At 61.3% G+C, this 15,931-nt stretch carries 17 protein-coding genes and 2 pseudogenes; 16 read left to right on the top strand and 3 right to left on the bottom strand.

Features of this window, described 5'->3' with window-relative positions; translation table 11 throughout:
- Positions 1–14 precede the first annotated feature (14 nt).
- From phaC to HU773_RS02675, 3 genes are all read left to right on the top strand, one after another.
- Positions 15–1,697: a class II poly(R)-hydroxyalkanoic acid synthase gene (phaC, locus tag HU773_RS02685; RefSeq protein WP_057437221.1), complete on the top strand. Its 1,683-nt coding sequence runs from the start codon at positions 15–17 to the stop codon at positions 1,695–1,697.
- Positions 1,698–1,724: 27 nt separating this feature from the next.
- Complete coding sequence (locus HU773_RS02680; protein ID WP_128593006.1) at positions 1,725–2,351, top strand: TetR/AcrR family transcriptional regulator; 627 nt, start codon at positions 1,725–1,727, stop codon at positions 2,349–2,351.
- 499 nt (positions 2,352–2,850) lie between these two features.
- A complete protein-coding gene (locus HU773_RS02675) occupies positions 2,851–3,747 on the top strand; it encodes a LysR family transcriptional regulator (protein ID WP_057958069.1) in 897 nt (298 codons plus the stop codon).
- Positions 3,748–3,829: 82 nt separating this feature from the next.
- Here the strand turns inward: HU773_RS02675 and HU773_RS02670 are convergent, their stop codons facing one another.
- The 3 genes from HU773_RS02670 to HU773_RS02660 all read right to left on the bottom strand — a co-directional run bounded on the left by HU773_RS02670 (position 3,830) and on the right by HU773_RS02660 (position 5,634).
- Positions 3,830–4,786, bottom strand: a complete 957-nt coding sequence (locus HU773_RS02670) for a phasin family protein (protein WP_186625136.1) — start codon at positions 4,784–4,786, stop codon at positions 3,830–3,832.
- A gap of 11 nt (positions 4,787–4,797) precedes the next feature.
- Complete coding sequence (locus HU773_RS02665; RefSeq protein WP_057437211.1) at positions 4,798–5,220, bottom strand: phasin family protein; 423 nt, start codon at positions 5,218–5,220, stop codon at positions 4,798–4,800.
- Between the two features lie 138 nt (positions 5,221–5,358).
- A complete protein-coding gene (locus tag HU773_RS02660) occupies positions 5,359–5,634 on the bottom strand; it encodes a polyhydroxyalkanoic acid system family protein (protein WP_038445377.1) in 276 nt (91 codons plus the stop codon).
- Positions 5,635–5,789: 155 nt separating this feature from the next.
- On the opposite strand from HU773_RS02660, the gene ubiE reads away from it, so the two are divergent.
- The 13 genes and pseudogenes from ubiE (at position 5,790) to HU773_RS27685 (ending at position 15,922) form a co-directional block, all read left to right on the top strand.
- Positions 5,790–6,560 (top strand): bifunctional demethylmenaquinone methyltransferase/2-methoxy-6-polyprenyl-1,4-benzoquinol methylase UbiE, encoded by a 771-nt coding sequence (gene ubiE, locus HU773_RS02655; protein ID WP_003209306.1) that lies wholly within the window; start codon positions 5,790–5,792, stop codon positions 6,558–6,560.
- Positions 6,560–7,183 carry a ubiquinone biosynthesis accessory factor UbiJ gene (locus HU773_RS02650; RefSeq protein WP_128593008.1) on the top strand — a complete coding sequence of 208 codons (624 nt, stop codon included), beginning with the start codon at positions 6,560–6,562 and terminating at the stop codon, positions 7,181–7,183. The genes ubiE and HU773_RS02650 overlap by 1 nt, the downstream gene beginning before the upstream one ends.
- A complete protein-coding gene (gene ubiB, locus HU773_RS02645) occupies positions 7,180–8,784 on the top strand; it encodes a ubiquinone biosynthesis regulatory protein kinase UbiB (RefSeq protein WP_057958067.1) in 1,605 nt (534 codons plus the stop codon). The genes HU773_RS02650 and ubiB overlap by 4 nt, the downstream gene beginning before the upstream one ends.
- 64 nt (positions 8,785–8,848) lie before the next feature.
- Positions 8,849–9,241, top strand: a complete 393-nt coding sequence (gene hisI / locus HU773_RS02640) for a phosphoribosyl-AMP cyclohydrolase (RefSeq protein ID WP_029296001.1) — start codon at positions 8,849–8,851, stop codon at positions 9,239–9,241.
- Positions 9,242–9,243: 2 nt separating this feature from the next.
- A complete protein-coding gene (locus HU773_RS02635) occupies positions 9,244–9,576 on the top strand; it encodes a phosphoribosyl-ATP diphosphatase (RefSeq protein ID WP_024072933.1) in 333 nt (110 codons plus the stop codon).
- A gap of 27 nt (positions 9,577–9,603) precedes the next feature.
- Positions 9,604–9,882 (top strand): twin-arginine translocase TatA/TatE family subunit, encoded by a 279-nt coding sequence (locus HU773_RS02630; protein WP_038445371.1) that lies wholly within the window; start codon positions 9,604–9,606, stop codon positions 9,880–9,882.
- A gap of 10 nt (positions 9,883–9,892) precedes the next feature.
- Positions 9,893–10,300 carry a Sec-independent protein translocase protein TatB gene (gene tatB / locus HU773_RS02625; RefSeq protein WP_057958066.1) on the top strand — a complete coding sequence of 136 codons (408 nt, stop codon included), beginning with the start codon at positions 9,893–9,895 and terminating at the stop codon, positions 10,298–10,300.
- Positions 10,297–11,088, top strand: coding sequence for a twin-arginine translocase subunit TatC (tatC, locus tag HU773_RS02620; RefSeq protein ID WP_057958065.1), 792 nt, complete (start codon positions 10,297–10,299; stop codon positions 11,086–11,088). The genes tatB and tatC overlap by 4 nt, the downstream gene beginning before the upstream one ends.
- A complete protein-coding gene (locus HU773_RS02615; RefSeq protein ID WP_120731318.1) occupies positions 11,085–11,792 on the top strand; it encodes a 16S rRNA (uracil(1498)-N(3))-methyltransferase in 708 nt (235 codons plus the stop codon). Before tatC ends, HU773_RS02615 begins: the two co-directional genes overlap by 4 nt.
- 119 nt (positions 11,793–11,911) lie before the next feature.
- Positions 11,912–12,925, top strand: a pseudogene (locus HU773_RS27700) (methyl-accepting chemotaxis protein); the annotation flags it as partial.
- A 30-nt stretch (positions 12,926–12,955) separates the two neighbouring features.
- Positions 12,956–13,828 carry a methyl-accepting chemotaxis protein gene (locus HU773_RS27695; protein ID WP_370693728.1) on the top strand — a complete coding sequence of 291 codons (873 nt, stop codon included), beginning with the start codon at positions 12,956–12,958 and terminating at the stop codon, positions 13,826–13,828.
- Between the two features lie 186 nt (positions 13,829–14,014).
- Positions 14,015–15,220 (top strand): annotated as a pseudogene (locus HU773_RS27690) (methyl-accepting chemotaxis protein); the annotation flags it as partial.
- Positions 15,209–15,922, top strand: a complete 714-nt coding sequence (locus HU773_RS27685; RefSeq protein WP_408980321.1) for a methyl-accepting chemotaxis protein — start codon at positions 15,209–15,211, stop codon at positions 15,920–15,922. The pseudogene HU773_RS27690 and the gene HU773_RS27685, both read left to right, overlap by 12 nt.
- The last annotated feature ends 9 nt before the right edge of the window (positions 15,923–15,931 follow it).

Raw genomic sequence — 15,931 nt, 5'->3', positions numbered from 1 at the left:
AGGAGTGTTGACCCATGCGTGACAGACCCGTAAACGTCCCGGCGCCTACACCCGCCGCGTTCATCAATGCACAAAGTGCAATCACCGGCTTGCGTGGCCGGGATCTGCTATCAACCCTGCGCACTGTCGCCGCCCACGGGTTGCGCAACCCGTTGCACAGCGCCCGGCATGCGTTGGCATTGGGTGGGCAACTGGGCCGGGTGCTGCTGGGTGAGACCGTGCATGAACCCAACCCCCACGACAGTCGCTTCGCCGACCCTACCTGGGCCCTCAACCCCCTGTACCGGCGCAGCCTGCAAGCGTATTTGAGCTGGCAGAAACAAACCCGGCACTGGATCGACGACAGCAGCCTGAGCGACGACGACCGCGCACGGGCGCACTTTGCCTTCTCGTTGCTCAACGATGCAGTGTCACCGTCCAACACCCTGCTCAACCCGCTGGCGATCAAAGAGCTGCTCAATTCCGGCGGCCACAGCGTGGTGCGCGGCGTAAGCAACCTGTTCGATGACCTGCTGCACAACAATGGCCTGCCACGCCAGGTCACCAAGCAGGCGTTCGAGGTGGGCAAGACGGTAGCGACCACGCCCGGTTCGGTGGTGTTTCGCAATGAGCTGCTGGAGCTGATCCAGTACAAGCCCATGAGCGAAAAACAGTACGCCAAGCCACTGCTGGTGGTGCCGCCGCAAATCAACAAGTACTACATTTTCGATTTAAGCCCGGCCAACAGCTTCGTGCAGTACGCCCTGAAAAACGGCCTGCAAGTGTTTATGGTCAGTTGGCGCAACCCGGACGTGCGCCATCGCGAGTGGGGCCTGTCGACCTATGTGGCGGCGCTGGAGGAAGCATTGAATATCTGCCGGGCGATCAGCGGCGCCCGCGAAGTGAACCTGATGGGTGCCTGCGCCGGCGGCCTGACCATCGCCGCCCTGCAGGGGCACCTGCAGGCCAAGCGCCAACAACGGCGGGTCGCCAGTGCCACTTACCTGGTAAGCCTGCTGGACAGCCAGATCGACAGCCCCGCCACGCTGTTTGCCGACGAACAGACCCTGGAAGCGGCCAAGCGCCGTTCCTACCAGGAAGGGGTGCTGGATGGCCGGGACATGGCCAAGGTCTTTGCCTGGATGCGCCCCAATGACCTGATCTGGAACTACTGGATCAACAATTACCTGCTGGGCAAGGAGCCGCCGGCGTTCGACATCCTGTACTGGAACAACGACAACACCCGCTTGCCGGCGGCCTTGCATGGCGATCTGCTGGATTTCTTCAAGCACAACCCCTTGAGCCATCCCGGTGGCCTGGAAGTCTGCGGCACGCCCATCGACCTGCAGAAGGTCACCGTCGACAGCTTCAGCGTGGCCGGGATCAACGATCACATCACCCCGTGGGACGCGGTCTACCGCTCAACCTTGCTGCTGGGCGGCGACAAACGTTTTGTGCTTTCCAACAGCGGGCATATCCAGAGCATCCTCAACCCGCCGGGCAACCCCAAGGCGAACTTCGTCGAGAACCTCAAGCTGAGCAGCGATCCACGCGCCTGGTACTACGACGCCAGCCACATCGAGGGCAGTTGGTGGCCGCAGTGGCTTGAGTGGATCCAGCAACGCTCCGGGGTGCAGCGCGAAACCCTGACAGCCCTGGGCAACCAGAACTACCCACCGATGGAAGCAGCACCGGGCACCTATGTGCGGGTGCGCTGAGCTCAACGATCAGATTAAGAAGACTGGATGAAAACCCGCGACCGGATCCTTGAATGTGCCCTGCAGTTGTTCAACCACAAGGGCGAGCCAAATGTTTCAACCATGGAGGTGGCCAATGAAATGGGGATCAGCCCCGGCAACCTCTACTACCACTTCCATGGCAAGGAGCCCCTGGTACTGGGGCTGTTCGAGCGCTTTCAGGGGGAGTTGGCACCGCTGCTCGACCCGCCGCCGGATGTGCAGTTGGCGCCCGAGGATTACTGGCTGTTCCTGCACCTGATCGTCGAGCGCATGGCGCACTATCGGTTCCTGTTCCAGGACCTGTCGAACCTGGCCGGACGCTTGCCCAAATTGGCCAAGGGGATTCGTAACCTGCTGACCGCGCTCAAGCGCACACTGGCCTCACTGCTGGCACGGCTCAAGGCACAAGGGCAGTTGGTCAGCGAGACCCAGGCACTGGGGCAGTTGGTGGAGCAGATCACCATGACCCTGCTGTTCTCCCTGGACTACCAGCGGATCCTGGACCGCGAGGCCGAGGTGCGGGTGGCGGTGTATCAAGTGATGATGCTGGTGGCACCGCACCTGTTGATGCCGGCGCGGTTGGCCACCGAGCGTTTTGCACTACGCTACCTGGACGACACACAGCCCGCGTAGGCCGGCGACTTACAAGTCTGCAACCAAGGTTGACGGAGTTACCTCGTCATCTATTGCTGTTGCAACTTTCCGCTATTGCTTTCCCACTTGGCAATTATCACGGGCGCCAATGTATTACGCCGGCAGCCTCTTTGAAGTAACCATCACCGAAAACCCTGATCGACGAATAGCGCATAACGATATGGGTAACTTTGAATATGATCGCAAACACACTCTTGAGCACTGCGATCACCGGCGCTTTCTTTTCCTTCTCAAGAGCCCCCAGGCCCCACGCTACCTGATGTGGACAGCCAGGGCAGCGAACCACGGGCGGAATTTCAAATTCGTGCAAATACCTAACCAAACCGATAGGTGGCATCATCAAGCTCTGTAACATGATAGGTAACACGAAAGATTGACCGTATGTAACATGCCCGAGTTTTATAATGACGATTAAAGAGTAACGACGTAGCATCATTATAAAAAACGTATTACATATCTCTCAGCGAAAGGGATTCTTGTGGATATCAGATTTCTCGAAAGTTTGATTGCCGTCATCGAGACCGGCTCAATCGCCGCAGCGGCGCGCAGGGAAAACCTTACCGCCCCGGCGATCAGCCAGCGTATCCAGGCGCTTGAACGCTCTCTTTCCTGCGAATTGCTCAACCGAGCGGCCCATTCTGTCGGTCCTTCCGAGCAGTGCCTTGTACTCTTGCCGAGCATTCGCGCCCTGATTCAGGGCTGTGCACAACTACACGACGAACTGGATGCGGGCGGGCTGTCCGGCGACCTGCGGCTGGGAGCCGTGTCCACGGCATTGACCGGTATCCTGCCGCAGGTCATGGAACAACTGCTGGTCGCGGCACCACGCTTGCGCCTGCGGATCACTCCGGGCGATTCGCGCAACCTTTATGAACAGGTCGTCGCCGGCGAGTTGGACGCTGGCATCATGGTGCGACCGCCCTTTGCATTGCCTAAAACCCTGACCCTGGAAGTGTTGCGGCGCGAGTCATTGATGATTCTTACAAAAGCGCCTGTCGAACCCGGTGAAATTGCCTCGACCATTCTCTCCCACCCGCTGATCAGCTATGACACCAATGCCTGGGGCGGCCAGATCGCCCAGCAGTACCTTCAAGACCACCAATTACAGCCAGATGTGCTGTGCAATCTGGATGCCTTGGAGGCGATATCCCTGATGGTCGCCAAGGGCATGGGCGTATCCCTGGTGCCGGCATGGGCCGGGTTGAAGACCGACGATGTGTACGCAACACCAACAAGCCACACGAACGCCTACCAGCGGGAGATTGTTCTGCTCTACCGATCAACCCCGAGGCGGCCCCAGGCATTGAAGGTACTCAACAACCTGCTGATGCAAACCTGCCGCGAATCCGAGGCCCCAGGCGAGCCCGACCGTTAGACGTGTATCACTGTCGGTGTTCCACCCGCCAAAAAAAACGCCCGGCCTTTAAGGCCGGGCGTTTTTACACGTCCCCCGAAAATCAGGACTGACTGGATGGCGTCGGGGTTGCCGGCGTTACAGTCGGGGTCGCCGCGGCCGGCGTCGGCGCAGTGGCCGAGTTGGTCGCAGGTGCCGGGGTTGCAGGCTTGGCCGCGACAGCTGGCTTGGGCGCTGCAGGCTTCTTGGCTACGGCGGGTTTCTTCGCCGAGGGCTTTGCAGCAGGTTTCGCGGCCGGTTTCGCGGCAGCCGGTTTGGCAGCGGGTTTGGCTGCAACTGGCTTGGTCGCCGGCTTGGCGGCAGCGGTTTTGGCCACTGGCTTGGCGGCAGGTTTGGCTGCCGGCTTGGCCGCTGGTTTTGCCGCAGCTTTGGCCGCTACCGGCTTCTTGGCTGCTGGTTTGGCTGCTGCCGTTTTCGCCGCGGGCTTGGCTGCTGCCTTGGCCGCAGGTTTAGCTGCTGGCTTGGCTGCAGGTTTGGCTGCGGCCTTGGCCAATGGCTTGGCCACGGTTTTCGCTGCTGGTTTGGCCGCAGCCGTTTTCGCGGCCGGCTTGGCAGCAGGCTTGGCCGCCGCTTTGACTGGAGCGACTTTAGCGCCGGTCAGCTTTTCGATTTGCTTGGTCAGGGTATCGACCTTGCTGTGCAGCGCCTTGACTTCATTGCGGCTAGGCACACCCAGGCGCGAAATAGCACTGTTCAGGCGCTTGTCGAGTGCGCCTTCGAGTTCGCCCCAAGTACCCAGTACCTGTTTTTTTGCATCACTGATACGGGACTTGGCAGAGCTCGCGCTCGCCTTGGCCGCATCGACTTGCTTGCCCACTGTGCTCTTGGTCAACTTCTCGGCCTTCTCGCCGTCTTTAACCAAAGTCTCGAAGAGTTTGCTACCGTCACTGTCGATCTTCGAGTACACGCCTAAACCAGCCAGCCAGATCTTGCGGGAGTATTCTTCAACTTTCCCGACCCAAGAGCTGCCTTCTTTCTGAGTAGTCTTTTTAACAGCCATCCGATGTCTCCTTAGTGTTTACGCGCGACACGTTCGAGCAATGCCGTTAGCTCATCGAGCTTAGCAGAGAGTGTCTCCACGTCATGTTTAGACGCAATGCCGATTCGATTCAAGGCACTTGCAACACGCTCGTCAAAAGCCTTCTCGACTTTATCCAGTTGCACTTCGACGCGACCTTTGACGCTGGAGACATTGCTCTTAACGTAATCAATCTGACTGTTGGCGGCATCAAGTTGTTCATTCACAACTTTTTTGCCTTTACTTTCAACATGTTGACCCGTCTTAACGAGTTCCTTGAAGTACTCGCTGCCTTCGCTGCCGACCTTCGCGTAAGCCCCCAAACCCGCCAACCAGATCTTGCGAGCATAGATTTTAACGTCGCTCAGGGCGCTGATTTGGGTGTCGATTTTTTTCTTCAAAATAACTTTGGCCATGGTGCACCTCACGCATAAAAGGGTGGAGGAACTGCCCACAGGAGTTGAGGGCTGAGTACAAAGTAGGGAGAAAAATTAGAATCGGCACCCTAAGAACGGCGCAATCGACCGGCACCCAATGCGGCGCGCGGTCGCAGATCAGGCCAGGGCCTTATCCAGGGCCTTCTCGATTTCGGACTTGATAGTGCCACTCATGGCCGACATCAACAGACCCAGTTCCACGTCGATCCGTAACGAATCCTCGGCCACTTTCAGTGTGCCTTTGACGCCGGAACGCTTGAGGTTCAACGTGTCGCCAGACCAAGACGGCTCCAGGCCATATTGCTCCTTGAGTTTATGCGCCAACTTCTCGGCTTTCGCCCTGGCAGCTTCCTTACCCAGTGCGTGGGCACGTTCAATCTGAATGCGGGCCATTTGAATGACTCCTCGTTATAAAGACGTATTGAGCACCCTACTCACCCGCCATGCGGCAAAAGGTCTCGGTGGCCACCCATCTTACCTTCAGCCTTGCCAAGACAAAGCATGCCTTGGGGATTAGAATGCCCCCATTCTCTTTTGGTGACAGCGATATGACTGATCAGCGCAAAGGCAGCGATGCCGAACCCACCACTCACTTCGGCTTCAAGAACGTCCCGGAAAGCCAGAAAGCGGAAAAAGTCGCTGAGGTGTTCCACTCCGTGGCCGCCAAGTACGACCTGATGAACGACGTGCTGTCGGGCGGCATGCACCGCCTGTGGAAGCGCTTCACCATCGAATTGTCGGGCGTGCGCACCGGCAACCGGGTGCTGGATATCGCTGGCGGCACCGGCGACCTGGCAGCCAAGTTCTCCAAGCTGGTTGGCCCCACCGGCCAGGTGGTATTGGCCGACATCAACGGCTCGATGCTCAAGGTCGGCCGCGACCGCCTGCTGGACAAGGGCGTGGCGGGCAATATCGAGTTCGTCCAGGCCGACGCAGAAAAGCTGCCGTTCCCCGACAACCATTTCGACTGCGTGACCATTGCCTTCGGTCTGCGCAACGTGACCCACAAGGAAGACGCCCTGCGCTCGATGCTGCGGGTGCTCAAGCCGGGCGGGCGCCTGCTGGTGCTGGAGTTCTCCAAGCCGACCAACGCGCTGATGTCCAAGGTCTACGACACTTACTCATTCGCCTTTATGCCGCTGATGGGCAAGCTGATCACCAATGACGCCGAGAGCTATCGCTACCTGGCCGAGTCGATCCGCATGCACCCCAACCAGGAAACCCTGAAGTCGATGATGGTCGAGGCCGGTTTCGACCGCGTGACCTATCACAACATGACCTCGGGCATCGTTGCCCTGCATCGCGGCATCAAGCCCTGATGTTGTTCACCGGCCTTCTCGCCAGCGTCGAACACGGCCTCAACCGTGTCCTGCGCCTGGACAGCACCGCCCTGGCGCGGCTGGCGCACTTGCACGGCAAGATCATTGCCGTCGATTGCAGCAGCCCGGCCTTGCAGCTGTTTATCCTGCCCAGCGATGAAGGCCTGATGCTCGCCGCGCACTGGGCCGCCGATGCCGACTGCACCCTGCGTGCGCCAGCGGCGAGCCTGCTGCGCCTGGCTTTGAGCCGCGACAAGACTGCAATCCTGCACGGCCCCGATGTGACCCTTGAAGGCGACAGCGCGGTGCTGATGGACCTCGCCGCGGTACTGCAAGACCTCGATCTGGACTGGGAATACGAGCTGTCGCGCTGGCTCGGCCCGGTGGCCACCCAGTTGATCGGCGGGCACCTGCGCAGCCGTTCGCGCTGGTACCAGCAGGGTTTCGCCAGCCTCAATCAGAACCTCGCCGAATACCTGAGCGAAGAATCGCGCACCCTCGTCGGACAACGGGAAGCGGAAGCGCGCTTTCGTGAACTCGACCAGGCCAAACTCGACCTGGAACGGCTTGAGGCGCGCTTCGAGCGCCTGAGCCGCTCCCTTGATCCAAGCGATAACGCATGAAGCTGCTCGCCGTCCGCCGTTTGTTCCGAATCCAACGCGTCGTCATTCGCTATCGCCTCGATGACCTGCTGTTTGCCCTGCCGCTGCCGTGGTTCCTGCTGGCGGTGCGCTATGTACTGCCGTGGCGCTGGTTCCCGCGCAAGACCCTGGACCTGAGCCGTGGCGCGCGCCTGCGCCTGGCACTGCAGGACCTGGGGCCGATCTTCATCAAGTTCGGGCAGATCCTGTCGACCCGCCGCGACCTGTTGCCCGAAGACATCGCCGACGAGCTGATGCTGTTGCAGGACCGCGTGCCACCGTTCGACTCCCAGCAGTCGATGAAGCTGATCGAAGAACAGCTGGGCAAGAAAATCAGCGAAGTGTTCAGCCGTTTCGACGTCGAGCCCCTGGCCTCGGCCTCGGTCGCCCAGGTGCACGCCGCACAGCTGAAAACCGGCGAAGAAGTGGTGGTCAAGGTGATCCGCCCCGGCCTCAAGCCGATCATCGGCCAGGACCTGGCGTGGCTGTTCATTCTGGCCCGCGCCGCCGAGCGATTCTCTGCTGATGCACGCCTGCTGCACCCGGTGGACGTGGTCGCCGACTACGAAAAAACCATCTACGACGAACTCGACCTGTTACGCGAAGCGGCCAACGCCAGCCAGCTCAAGCGCAACTTCGAAGGCTCGACGATGCTGTATGTGCCGCAGGTCTATTGGGACTGGTGCCGGCCAAAGGTGCTGGTGATGGAGCGCATCTACGGCGTGCAAGTCACCGACCTGGCGACCCTGGCCGACCAGCGTACCGATATGAAGATGCTCGCCGAGCGTGGTGTGGAAATCTTCTTCACCCAGGTGTTCCGCGACAGCTTCTTCCACGCCGACATGCACCCCGGCAATATCTTCGTCAGCACGGTGAACCCGTGGAGCCCGCAGTACATCGCGATCGACTGCGGCATCGTCGGCAGCCTCACGCCCGAGGACCAGGACTACCTGGCGCGCAACCTGTTTGCCTTCTTCAAGCGTGATTACCGGCGCGTGGCGCAGTTGCACATCGACTCGGGCTGGGTGCCGGCCGAGACCAAGCTCAATGAATTCGAAGCGGCGATCCGCACCGTGTGCGAGCCGATCTTCGAAAAACCGTTAAAAGATATTTCATTCGGCCAGGTGCTGATGCGTCTGTTCCAGACTGCGCGGCGCTTCAATATGGAAGTGCAGCCGCAGTTGGTGCTGCTGCAAAAGACCTTGCTCAATATTGAAGGCCTGGGCCGCCAGCTGTACCCGGACCTGGACCTGTGGAACACCGCGCAACCGTTCCTCGAACGCTGGATGCGCGAGCGGGTCAGCCCGAAAACCCTGCTGGGCAACCTGCAAAGCCAGGTCGAGCAACTGCCGCACCTGGCCAACATGACCCGCGACCTGCTGGAGCGCATGTCCCAGCCCCACGCCAAGGACCCGGCGCCGCCGTGGCACCAGCGCAAGGACGACTGGTTCCTGCGCCTGCTCGGCGCGGCGCACCTGGGCGGTGGCGCGGTGCTTGCCGCCGGTGGACCGTTGAACGAGCTGGGCCATTGGCCGGCCGGGATCATGGTCGCCGTGGGCCTTTATCTGGTCGTGCGTCGATAGGTCGACCGGTTATACACTGTTGCACATTGCCGGGGCGGGTCGCGCACGGCTGTCGGAGTCGAAGATGAAAGACTGGCTGGACGAGATCAAATGGGACAGTGACGGCCTGGTGCCAGCCATTGCCCAGGACCACAAGACCGGGCGCATCCTGATGATGGCCTGGATGAACCGCGAGGCCCTGAGCCTGACTGCCGCCGAGCAGCGTGCCATCTACTGGTCACGTTCCCGTGGCAAACTATGGCGCAAGGGCGAAGAGTCCGGGCATGTGCAAAAACTGCACGAAATGCGCCTGGACTGCGACGCTGACGTGATCGTGCTGATGGTCGAGCAGATCGGCGACATCGCCTGTCATACCGGCCGCCACAGCTGCTTCTACCGGGTGTTCGAGAACGGCGCGTGGAAAACCGTCGAGCCCGTACTCAAAGACCCGCACGCCATTTACTCGGCAGGACATTGAACATGAGCGATACCCTGAACCGTGTGGCCCAGGTGCTGGAGGACCGCAAAGGTGCGGACGCCGACAGCTCCTATGTCGCCAGCCTGTACCACAAGGGCCTGAACAAGATTCTGGAAAAACTCGGCGAGGAATCCGTCGAGACCATCATCGCCGCCAAGGATGCCGAGATCAGCGGCGATTGCAGCGATGTCATCTATGAGACTGCCGACTTGTGGTTCCATAGCCTGGTCATGCTCGCCCAACTGGGGCAGCATCCACAGGCCGTGCTGGATGAACTGGACCGTCGCTTCGGCTTGTCCGGGCACGCCGAAAAGGCCTCGCGCCCGTCCGCCTGAATAACTTTCTGACTGAGGAATTGCAGCATGGGCATTTTTGACTGGAAACACTGGATCGTTATTCTCGTGGTAGTCGTCCTGGTGTTCGGTACCAAGAAACTGAAGAACCTGGGCACCGACGTCGGCGAGTCCATCAAGGGCTTTCGCAAGGCCATGAACGACGACGAAAAACCGGCCGATACCGGCGCCAACCCGGTCCCGCCGGCGCAGCCTGTACACCCCCAGGCAGCCCAGCCGATCACCGAGCGCCGTACCTTCGACGTGCAGGCCGAGAAAGTCGAAGAGCCGTCCCGCAAAGACTCGTGAGCACTGACTAATGTTTGGTATCAGCTTCTCTGAACTGCTGCTCGTCGGCCTTGTTGCCCTGTTGGTGCTGGGGCCTGAACGCCTGCCCGGCGCCGCACGCACGGCCGGCCTGTGGGTCGGGCGCCTGAAACGCAGTTTCAACGCCATCAAACAGGAAGTTGAACGGGAAATCGGCGCCGATGAGATTCGTCGGCAGCTGCACAACGAACATATTCTGTCCCTGGAGCAGGAGGCGCGCAAAATTCTCACGCCCCAGCAACAGGCGCCGACACCGGTTGAACCGGTGGCCGAGCAGAGCATTGCGCCGGTGGCCGAGACGGCCCCGATCGCCACGCCCGCTCCTCCAGCAGAGCCCGCGCCGACGCCCGCCGCGTCGCCCGCTCCCCACGACCCTACATTGCCGCCGCGAGCCCCATGAGCGCTGATAAACCGGAAAACGACCAGCATATGCCGCTGGTCTCGCACCTCACCGAGTTGCGCACCCGCTTGCTGCGGTGTGTGGCGGCGATCTTTGTGATCTTTGCCGGGCTGTTTGCCTTTACCCAGCAGATCTACACCTTCGTCTCGACACCGCTGCGCGATTACCTGCCGGTGGGCGCGACGATGATCGCCACCGACGTGTCCTCGCCGTTCCTCACGCCGCTCAAGCTGACGATGATGGTGTCGCTGTTCCTGGCGATCCCGGTGATCCTGCACCAGATCTGGGGGTTTATCGCGCCCGGCCTGTACAAGCATGAAAAGCGTATTGCCGTGCCACTGCTGGTGTCGAGCATCATGCTGTTCTACACCGGCATGGCGTTCGCCTACTTCCTGGTGTTCCCGCTGATCTTCAAATTCTTCGCCGCCGCCACCCCGGCCGGCGTGGAAATGATGACCGACATCAGCAGCTACCTCGACTTCGTGATGACGCTGTTCTTCGCCTTTGGCGTGGCCTTCGAGATCCCGGTAGCGGTGGTGTTGCTGGTGTGGATCGGCGTGGTCGACGTCAAATACCTGCGCAAGATCCGCCCGTACGTGATCATCGGCTGCTTCGTGGTCGGCATGATCCTGACCCCACCGGATATCTTCTCGCAGACCTTGCTGGCCGTGCCGATGTGGATGCTGTTTGAAGTGGGCATCCTGTTTGGCAGCCTGGTGAGCAAGCGTGGCGAACACCCGGATGACCAACCTGCCGATGACGACCAGCCGCCAGCGACCCAACCGTGAACCTGTTGCTGCTGGAAGAGGCCGACTTTATCGCGGCCGACCGGGTGATCCTGCGGGATCGGCGCCTGGTGCATATGCAGGAGGTGCATCGTGCGGCGGTTGGCGACAGCCTGCGCGTCGGACGCATTGGCGGGCTGATGGGCAATGCCGAGCTACTGCGCCTGGAGGCGGGTGAAGCCGAGCTGCAAATCAGCCTCGACCAGCCGCCACCGGCCAAGTTGCCACTGACCCTGCTGCTGGCCCTGCCCCGCCCGAAAATGCTGCGTCGGGTCTTGCAGACCGTGGCGTCCATGGGGGTGCCACGGGTGGTCCTGGTCAACAGTTATCGGGTCGAGAAAAGCTTCTGGCAAACCCCATTCCTGGAGCCAGAAGCCGTACGCGAACAACTGATCCTCGGCCTGGAACAGGCGCGGGATACCGTGTTGCCCGAGATCATCATCGAAAAGCGCTTCAAACCCTTCGTCGAAGACCGTCTGCCGGCCCTGGCCCAGGGCACTCTCGGCCTGGTCGGGCATCCCGGCGACTACCCGTCCTGCCCACGCGGGCTGGATCAGCCGGTGACCCTGGCCATCGGCCCCGAAGGTGGCTGGATTCCCTACGAAGTGGACTTGCTGGCCAAGGCCGGCTTGCAGCCGGTGCAACTGGGCGCGCGGATCCTGCGTGTGGAAACTGCCGTTACCGCGCTGCTCGCTCGCCTCTTCTGATTCCGCCCCTCCAAACACCACAAAGCCAGCTACCACAGGGCTTTGTGTCGCTACAGAATCGCGTTTGCATGCCGATATCCTCAGGATAAGTCCAAGCCTTGTTCAGGGGAGTCCACCGCATGTACCGTTGGTTAGCTGAAAAACTGGGGAATGTAAGCGTCAATCGTAAGCTGAGCGTGGGGTTTGGCCTGGTATTGCTTCTCACCCTTCTAATCACCTTCACCGGCTGGACAGGCCTGAGTGGCGTGATCAGCCGTGGCGATAAGCTGGGCTTTATTTCCAGCCTCAATGAGCTGACCAAAGACCTGCGCCAGGCGCGCCTGGACTATGAAATGCGCCGTGGCGAGCAAGGCCCGGAGCGGGTCAATGAGTTGATGGAGAAACTCGACAGCGGCCTGAAAACCGCCCGCAGCCAGATCGAGCAACCGGCAGACGACGCCTTGATCGACGAGCAACTGGCCGCGGTTGCCAAGTATCGGCAATCCTTCAGCGCCATGGTCCAGGCCGGAGCCCAACGCGAAGATGCCCGCAGCAAACTCGGCGCTACCGCCGACAACGCCGTCGCACGCATCGCGGAGATCGAAAAAGTCTTGCTGCAAGGTGACAGCGTCACCCAGTTCAACAGCGTGATCGAGCTGAGCAAGCTGATTCAGCAAGCGCGCTTCCAAGTGCGTGGCTACACCTACAGCGCCAAGGTCGAAGCTGAGCAGCCGGCACTGGAGGCCATCGCCAATGCCCTGAAGAGCGCCGACAGCCTGCGCAGCCAACTGCCTGAGCAGTACGGCGCCAACCTGCAAGAGGCCAGCAACTCCCTCAAGGCCTATCTCGCCGCCGTCAGCCAGTTCCGCGACTCCCAGGTCGCCAGCACCGCAGCGCTCAAGGCCATGGCTGAGCAAGGCGACCTGCTGTTTGATCGCAGCAAGAAACTGACTGCTTCACAAACCGTGATCCGCGACAACGATGCCGCACAGGCCAAGTTCCTGTTGATGCTGGCCGCAGCCCTGGCACTGTTCTGTGGCATCGTCGCGGCCTGGACGATTACCCGGCAGATCGTGATCCCACTGGGCCAGACCCTCAAGGTCGCCGAGCGCGTCGCCGCCGGCGACCTGACCCACGACCTGGTTTCGCAACGCCAGGACGAACTGGGCCAACTGCAACGCGCCATGCAAAGCATGACCATGGGCCTGCGCGATCTGATCGGCGGGATCAGTGATGGCGTGACGCAAATCGCCAGCGCCGCCGAGCAGCTATCGGCCGTTACCGAGCAGACCAGCGCCGGGGTCAACAACCAGAAGATCGAGACTGACCAGGTCGCCACTGCGATGAACGAAATGGCCGCCACCGTGCAGGAAGTGGCGCGCAATGCCGAGGAAGCCTCGGAAGCCGCCGTCGCCGCCGACCAGCAGGCCCGCGAAGGTGACAGGGTCGTCGGTGAAGCCATCGCCCAGATCGAGCGCCTGGCCGGCGAAGTCGGAAACTCCACCGAGGCCATGGGCCACCTCAAGCGCGAAAGCGACAAGATCGGCAGCGTACTGGACGTGATCAAGTCCGTGGCCCAGCAAACCAACCTGCTGGCCCTTAACGCGGCCATTGAAGCCGCACGCGCCGGGGAAGCCGGCCGTGGCTTCGCGGTGGTGGCCGATGAAGTGCGCAGCCTGGCGCAACGCACCCAGAAGTCCACCGAGGAAATCGAAGAGCTGATCGTCGGCCTGCAAAGTGGCACCCAACAGGTGGCGACCATCATGGACAGCAGCCGCAGCCTCACCGACAGCAGCGTCGAGCTGACACGCCGGGCTGGCAATGCCCTGGAAAACATCACCCGCACGGTCTCGGCCATCCAGGCCATGAACCAGCAAATCGCCACTGCTGCCGAACAACAGAGCGCCGTGGCCGAAGAGATCAACCGCAGCGTGCTGAATGTACGCGATGTGTCCGAACAGACCGCAGCGGCCAGCGAAGAAACCGCCGCCTCCAGTACCGAACTGGCGCGCCTGGGTTCCCATCTGCAGGCGTTGGTCGGGCGCTTCCGGGTCTGACACCTCCCCTTCGCGGCGACCCGTCCGGGTCGCCGCATGCAACTTGTGAAATTTCCTACATGTTTTTCAGGCCCTGATCGGTACGCCTGGCGCCCAAGGGAACTAGCGTTCAATGGGTTCACTGTGTCCACGCCCCTCGGCGTCCCGGCACGTTGATTTCCTTTGTGCACTTGCCGGAGGTTGGCCATGCTTCGTCGAATGACTCAACTGCTGGGTAACGCCAGCGTCACCCTCAAACTGGTCCTGGGTTTTGCCTTGGTGTTGGCCCTGAGCCTTGTGATTGCCCTGACTGGCTGGCAGGCCCTCGCCGCCTCGCTCTACCGCTCACAGACTCTGACCGTTCTCGCCCAACTGGCGGTCGCCGGCGAGGAGCTAAGGGCCGACCGCATCGTCTACCGCACCCTGGACGACGAGGCCAGCCTTGGCAAACTGAGCCAGTCCATGGAGAAGATCGACGGATATCTGGCCGAGCTTGCACAACGTCTGAAAGCGCCGAAACCCCAGCAGTATTTGCAAAGCATGGGGAACCTCTCCGAGCATTTCAAAACGACGCTCAAGGATGTCCCCGCGCGGGTCAAACAACGGGAAACCGCCCGTGAGCAGCTCAAACAGAGCTCGGTGCGCACCAGTGACGTCCTCGCGCAATTGGCCAGCGACCTGCCGGACCAGGAAGACGAAAAAGCCCTCGATGCCATCGAAAGCCTGCGCCTGGCCATCGAACAGGCCGAAGACCGCGCCCTGAGCCCGGCCTGGGCCGCCAGCAGCCTGGATGTCTATACCCAGGAGGTCAGCGACGCAGAACGCAGCCTCGAACTCGCCCAGGCGGCCGTGGAGAGGCTGCCCGTGGACAGCAGCGCATTGAAAAATGCCGTACTAGGCATTCGCACGCACCTGACACGCCTGCGGGACACCCAACTGACGACCGAAACCGCGCAAAACCAGCTCGAGCAGCAGTTGGACCAGCTACTGGCACAAAGCGACCTGCTTACTCAGGACCAGACTCAGCGCCGTGACCGGGAAGCCGAACAAGCCCGCACCCAGACCCTGGCCATTACCGGGGCGGCCCTGCTGTTCGGCGCCCTCGCCGCCTGGATAATCTCCGGGCAGATCGTCAAACCATTGCGCAGGGCGCTCACAGTGGCCAATCGCATTGCCGAGGGCGACTTGAGCCACGATGTGCAGACCCAGCGCCGTGATGAACTGGGCCAGTTGCAATGCAGCATGGCGCGAATGACCCTGAACCTGCGGGGGCTGATTGGCAGCATCAGCGACAATGCCCGGCAAATCGCCAGCGCCGCCGAGGAGCTTTCGGCCGTTACCGAGCAAACCCGGGCCGGCGTCAGCAATCAGCGCGACGAAACCGAGCAGGTGGCGACCGCCATGAACCAGATGCTCGCCACTGCCCAGGAGGTCGCCCGGCACGCCGAACAGGCCTCGATCGCCGCCACCCAGGCCAATCAGCAGACCGAACTGGGCGACCAGGTGGTGGCCGATGCGGTGGCACACATAGAACACCTCGCCCACGAAATGGCACGCTCAAGCCAGGCCATGCTGGGCCTGCAGCGGGAAAGTCAGAAGATCGGCAGTGTGCTGGAGGTGATCAAGTCGGTGTCCCAGCAGACCAACCTGCTGGCGCTCAATGCGGCAATCGAGGCCGCACGTGCCGGTGAGGCCGGCCAAGGGTTTGCGGTGGTGGCCGACGAAGTACGCAGCCTCGCCCAGCGTACCCAGCAGTCCGCTGAGGAAATCGAAGAGCTGATTGGCGGATTGCACAGCGGCACGCAACAGGTCGCCGATATCATGGACAACAGCCGCACCTTGACCGACCGCAGCGTCGGCCTGACCCGCAACGCCGGCGACGCCCTGACGGAAATCGCGCGCACCGTGCTGGTCATCCAGGAAATGAATCCACAGATCGCCGCCGCTGCCGAACAGCAAAGTGCGGTGGCCGAGGAGATTAACCGCAGCGTGTTGAAAGTCCGGGATGTGTCGGAGCAAACCGCCGCTGCCAGTGAACAGACAGCGGCGGCGAGTATCGAATTGGCACGCCTGGGCACGGACCTTCAGCAGTACGTGGGCAAGTTCAAGGTATGAGCATGCCCC

Source organism: Pseudomonas shahriarae (genome assembly GCF_014268455.2).
In the GTDB taxonomy this organism is placed as follows: Bacteria; Pseudomonadota; Gammaproteobacteria; order Pseudomonadales; family Pseudomonadaceae; genus Aquipseudomonas; species Aquipseudomonas shahriarae.
The sequence above is the reverse complement of the archived record's forward strand: the minus strand, read 5'-3'. Positions and strand labels throughout refer to the sequence as shown.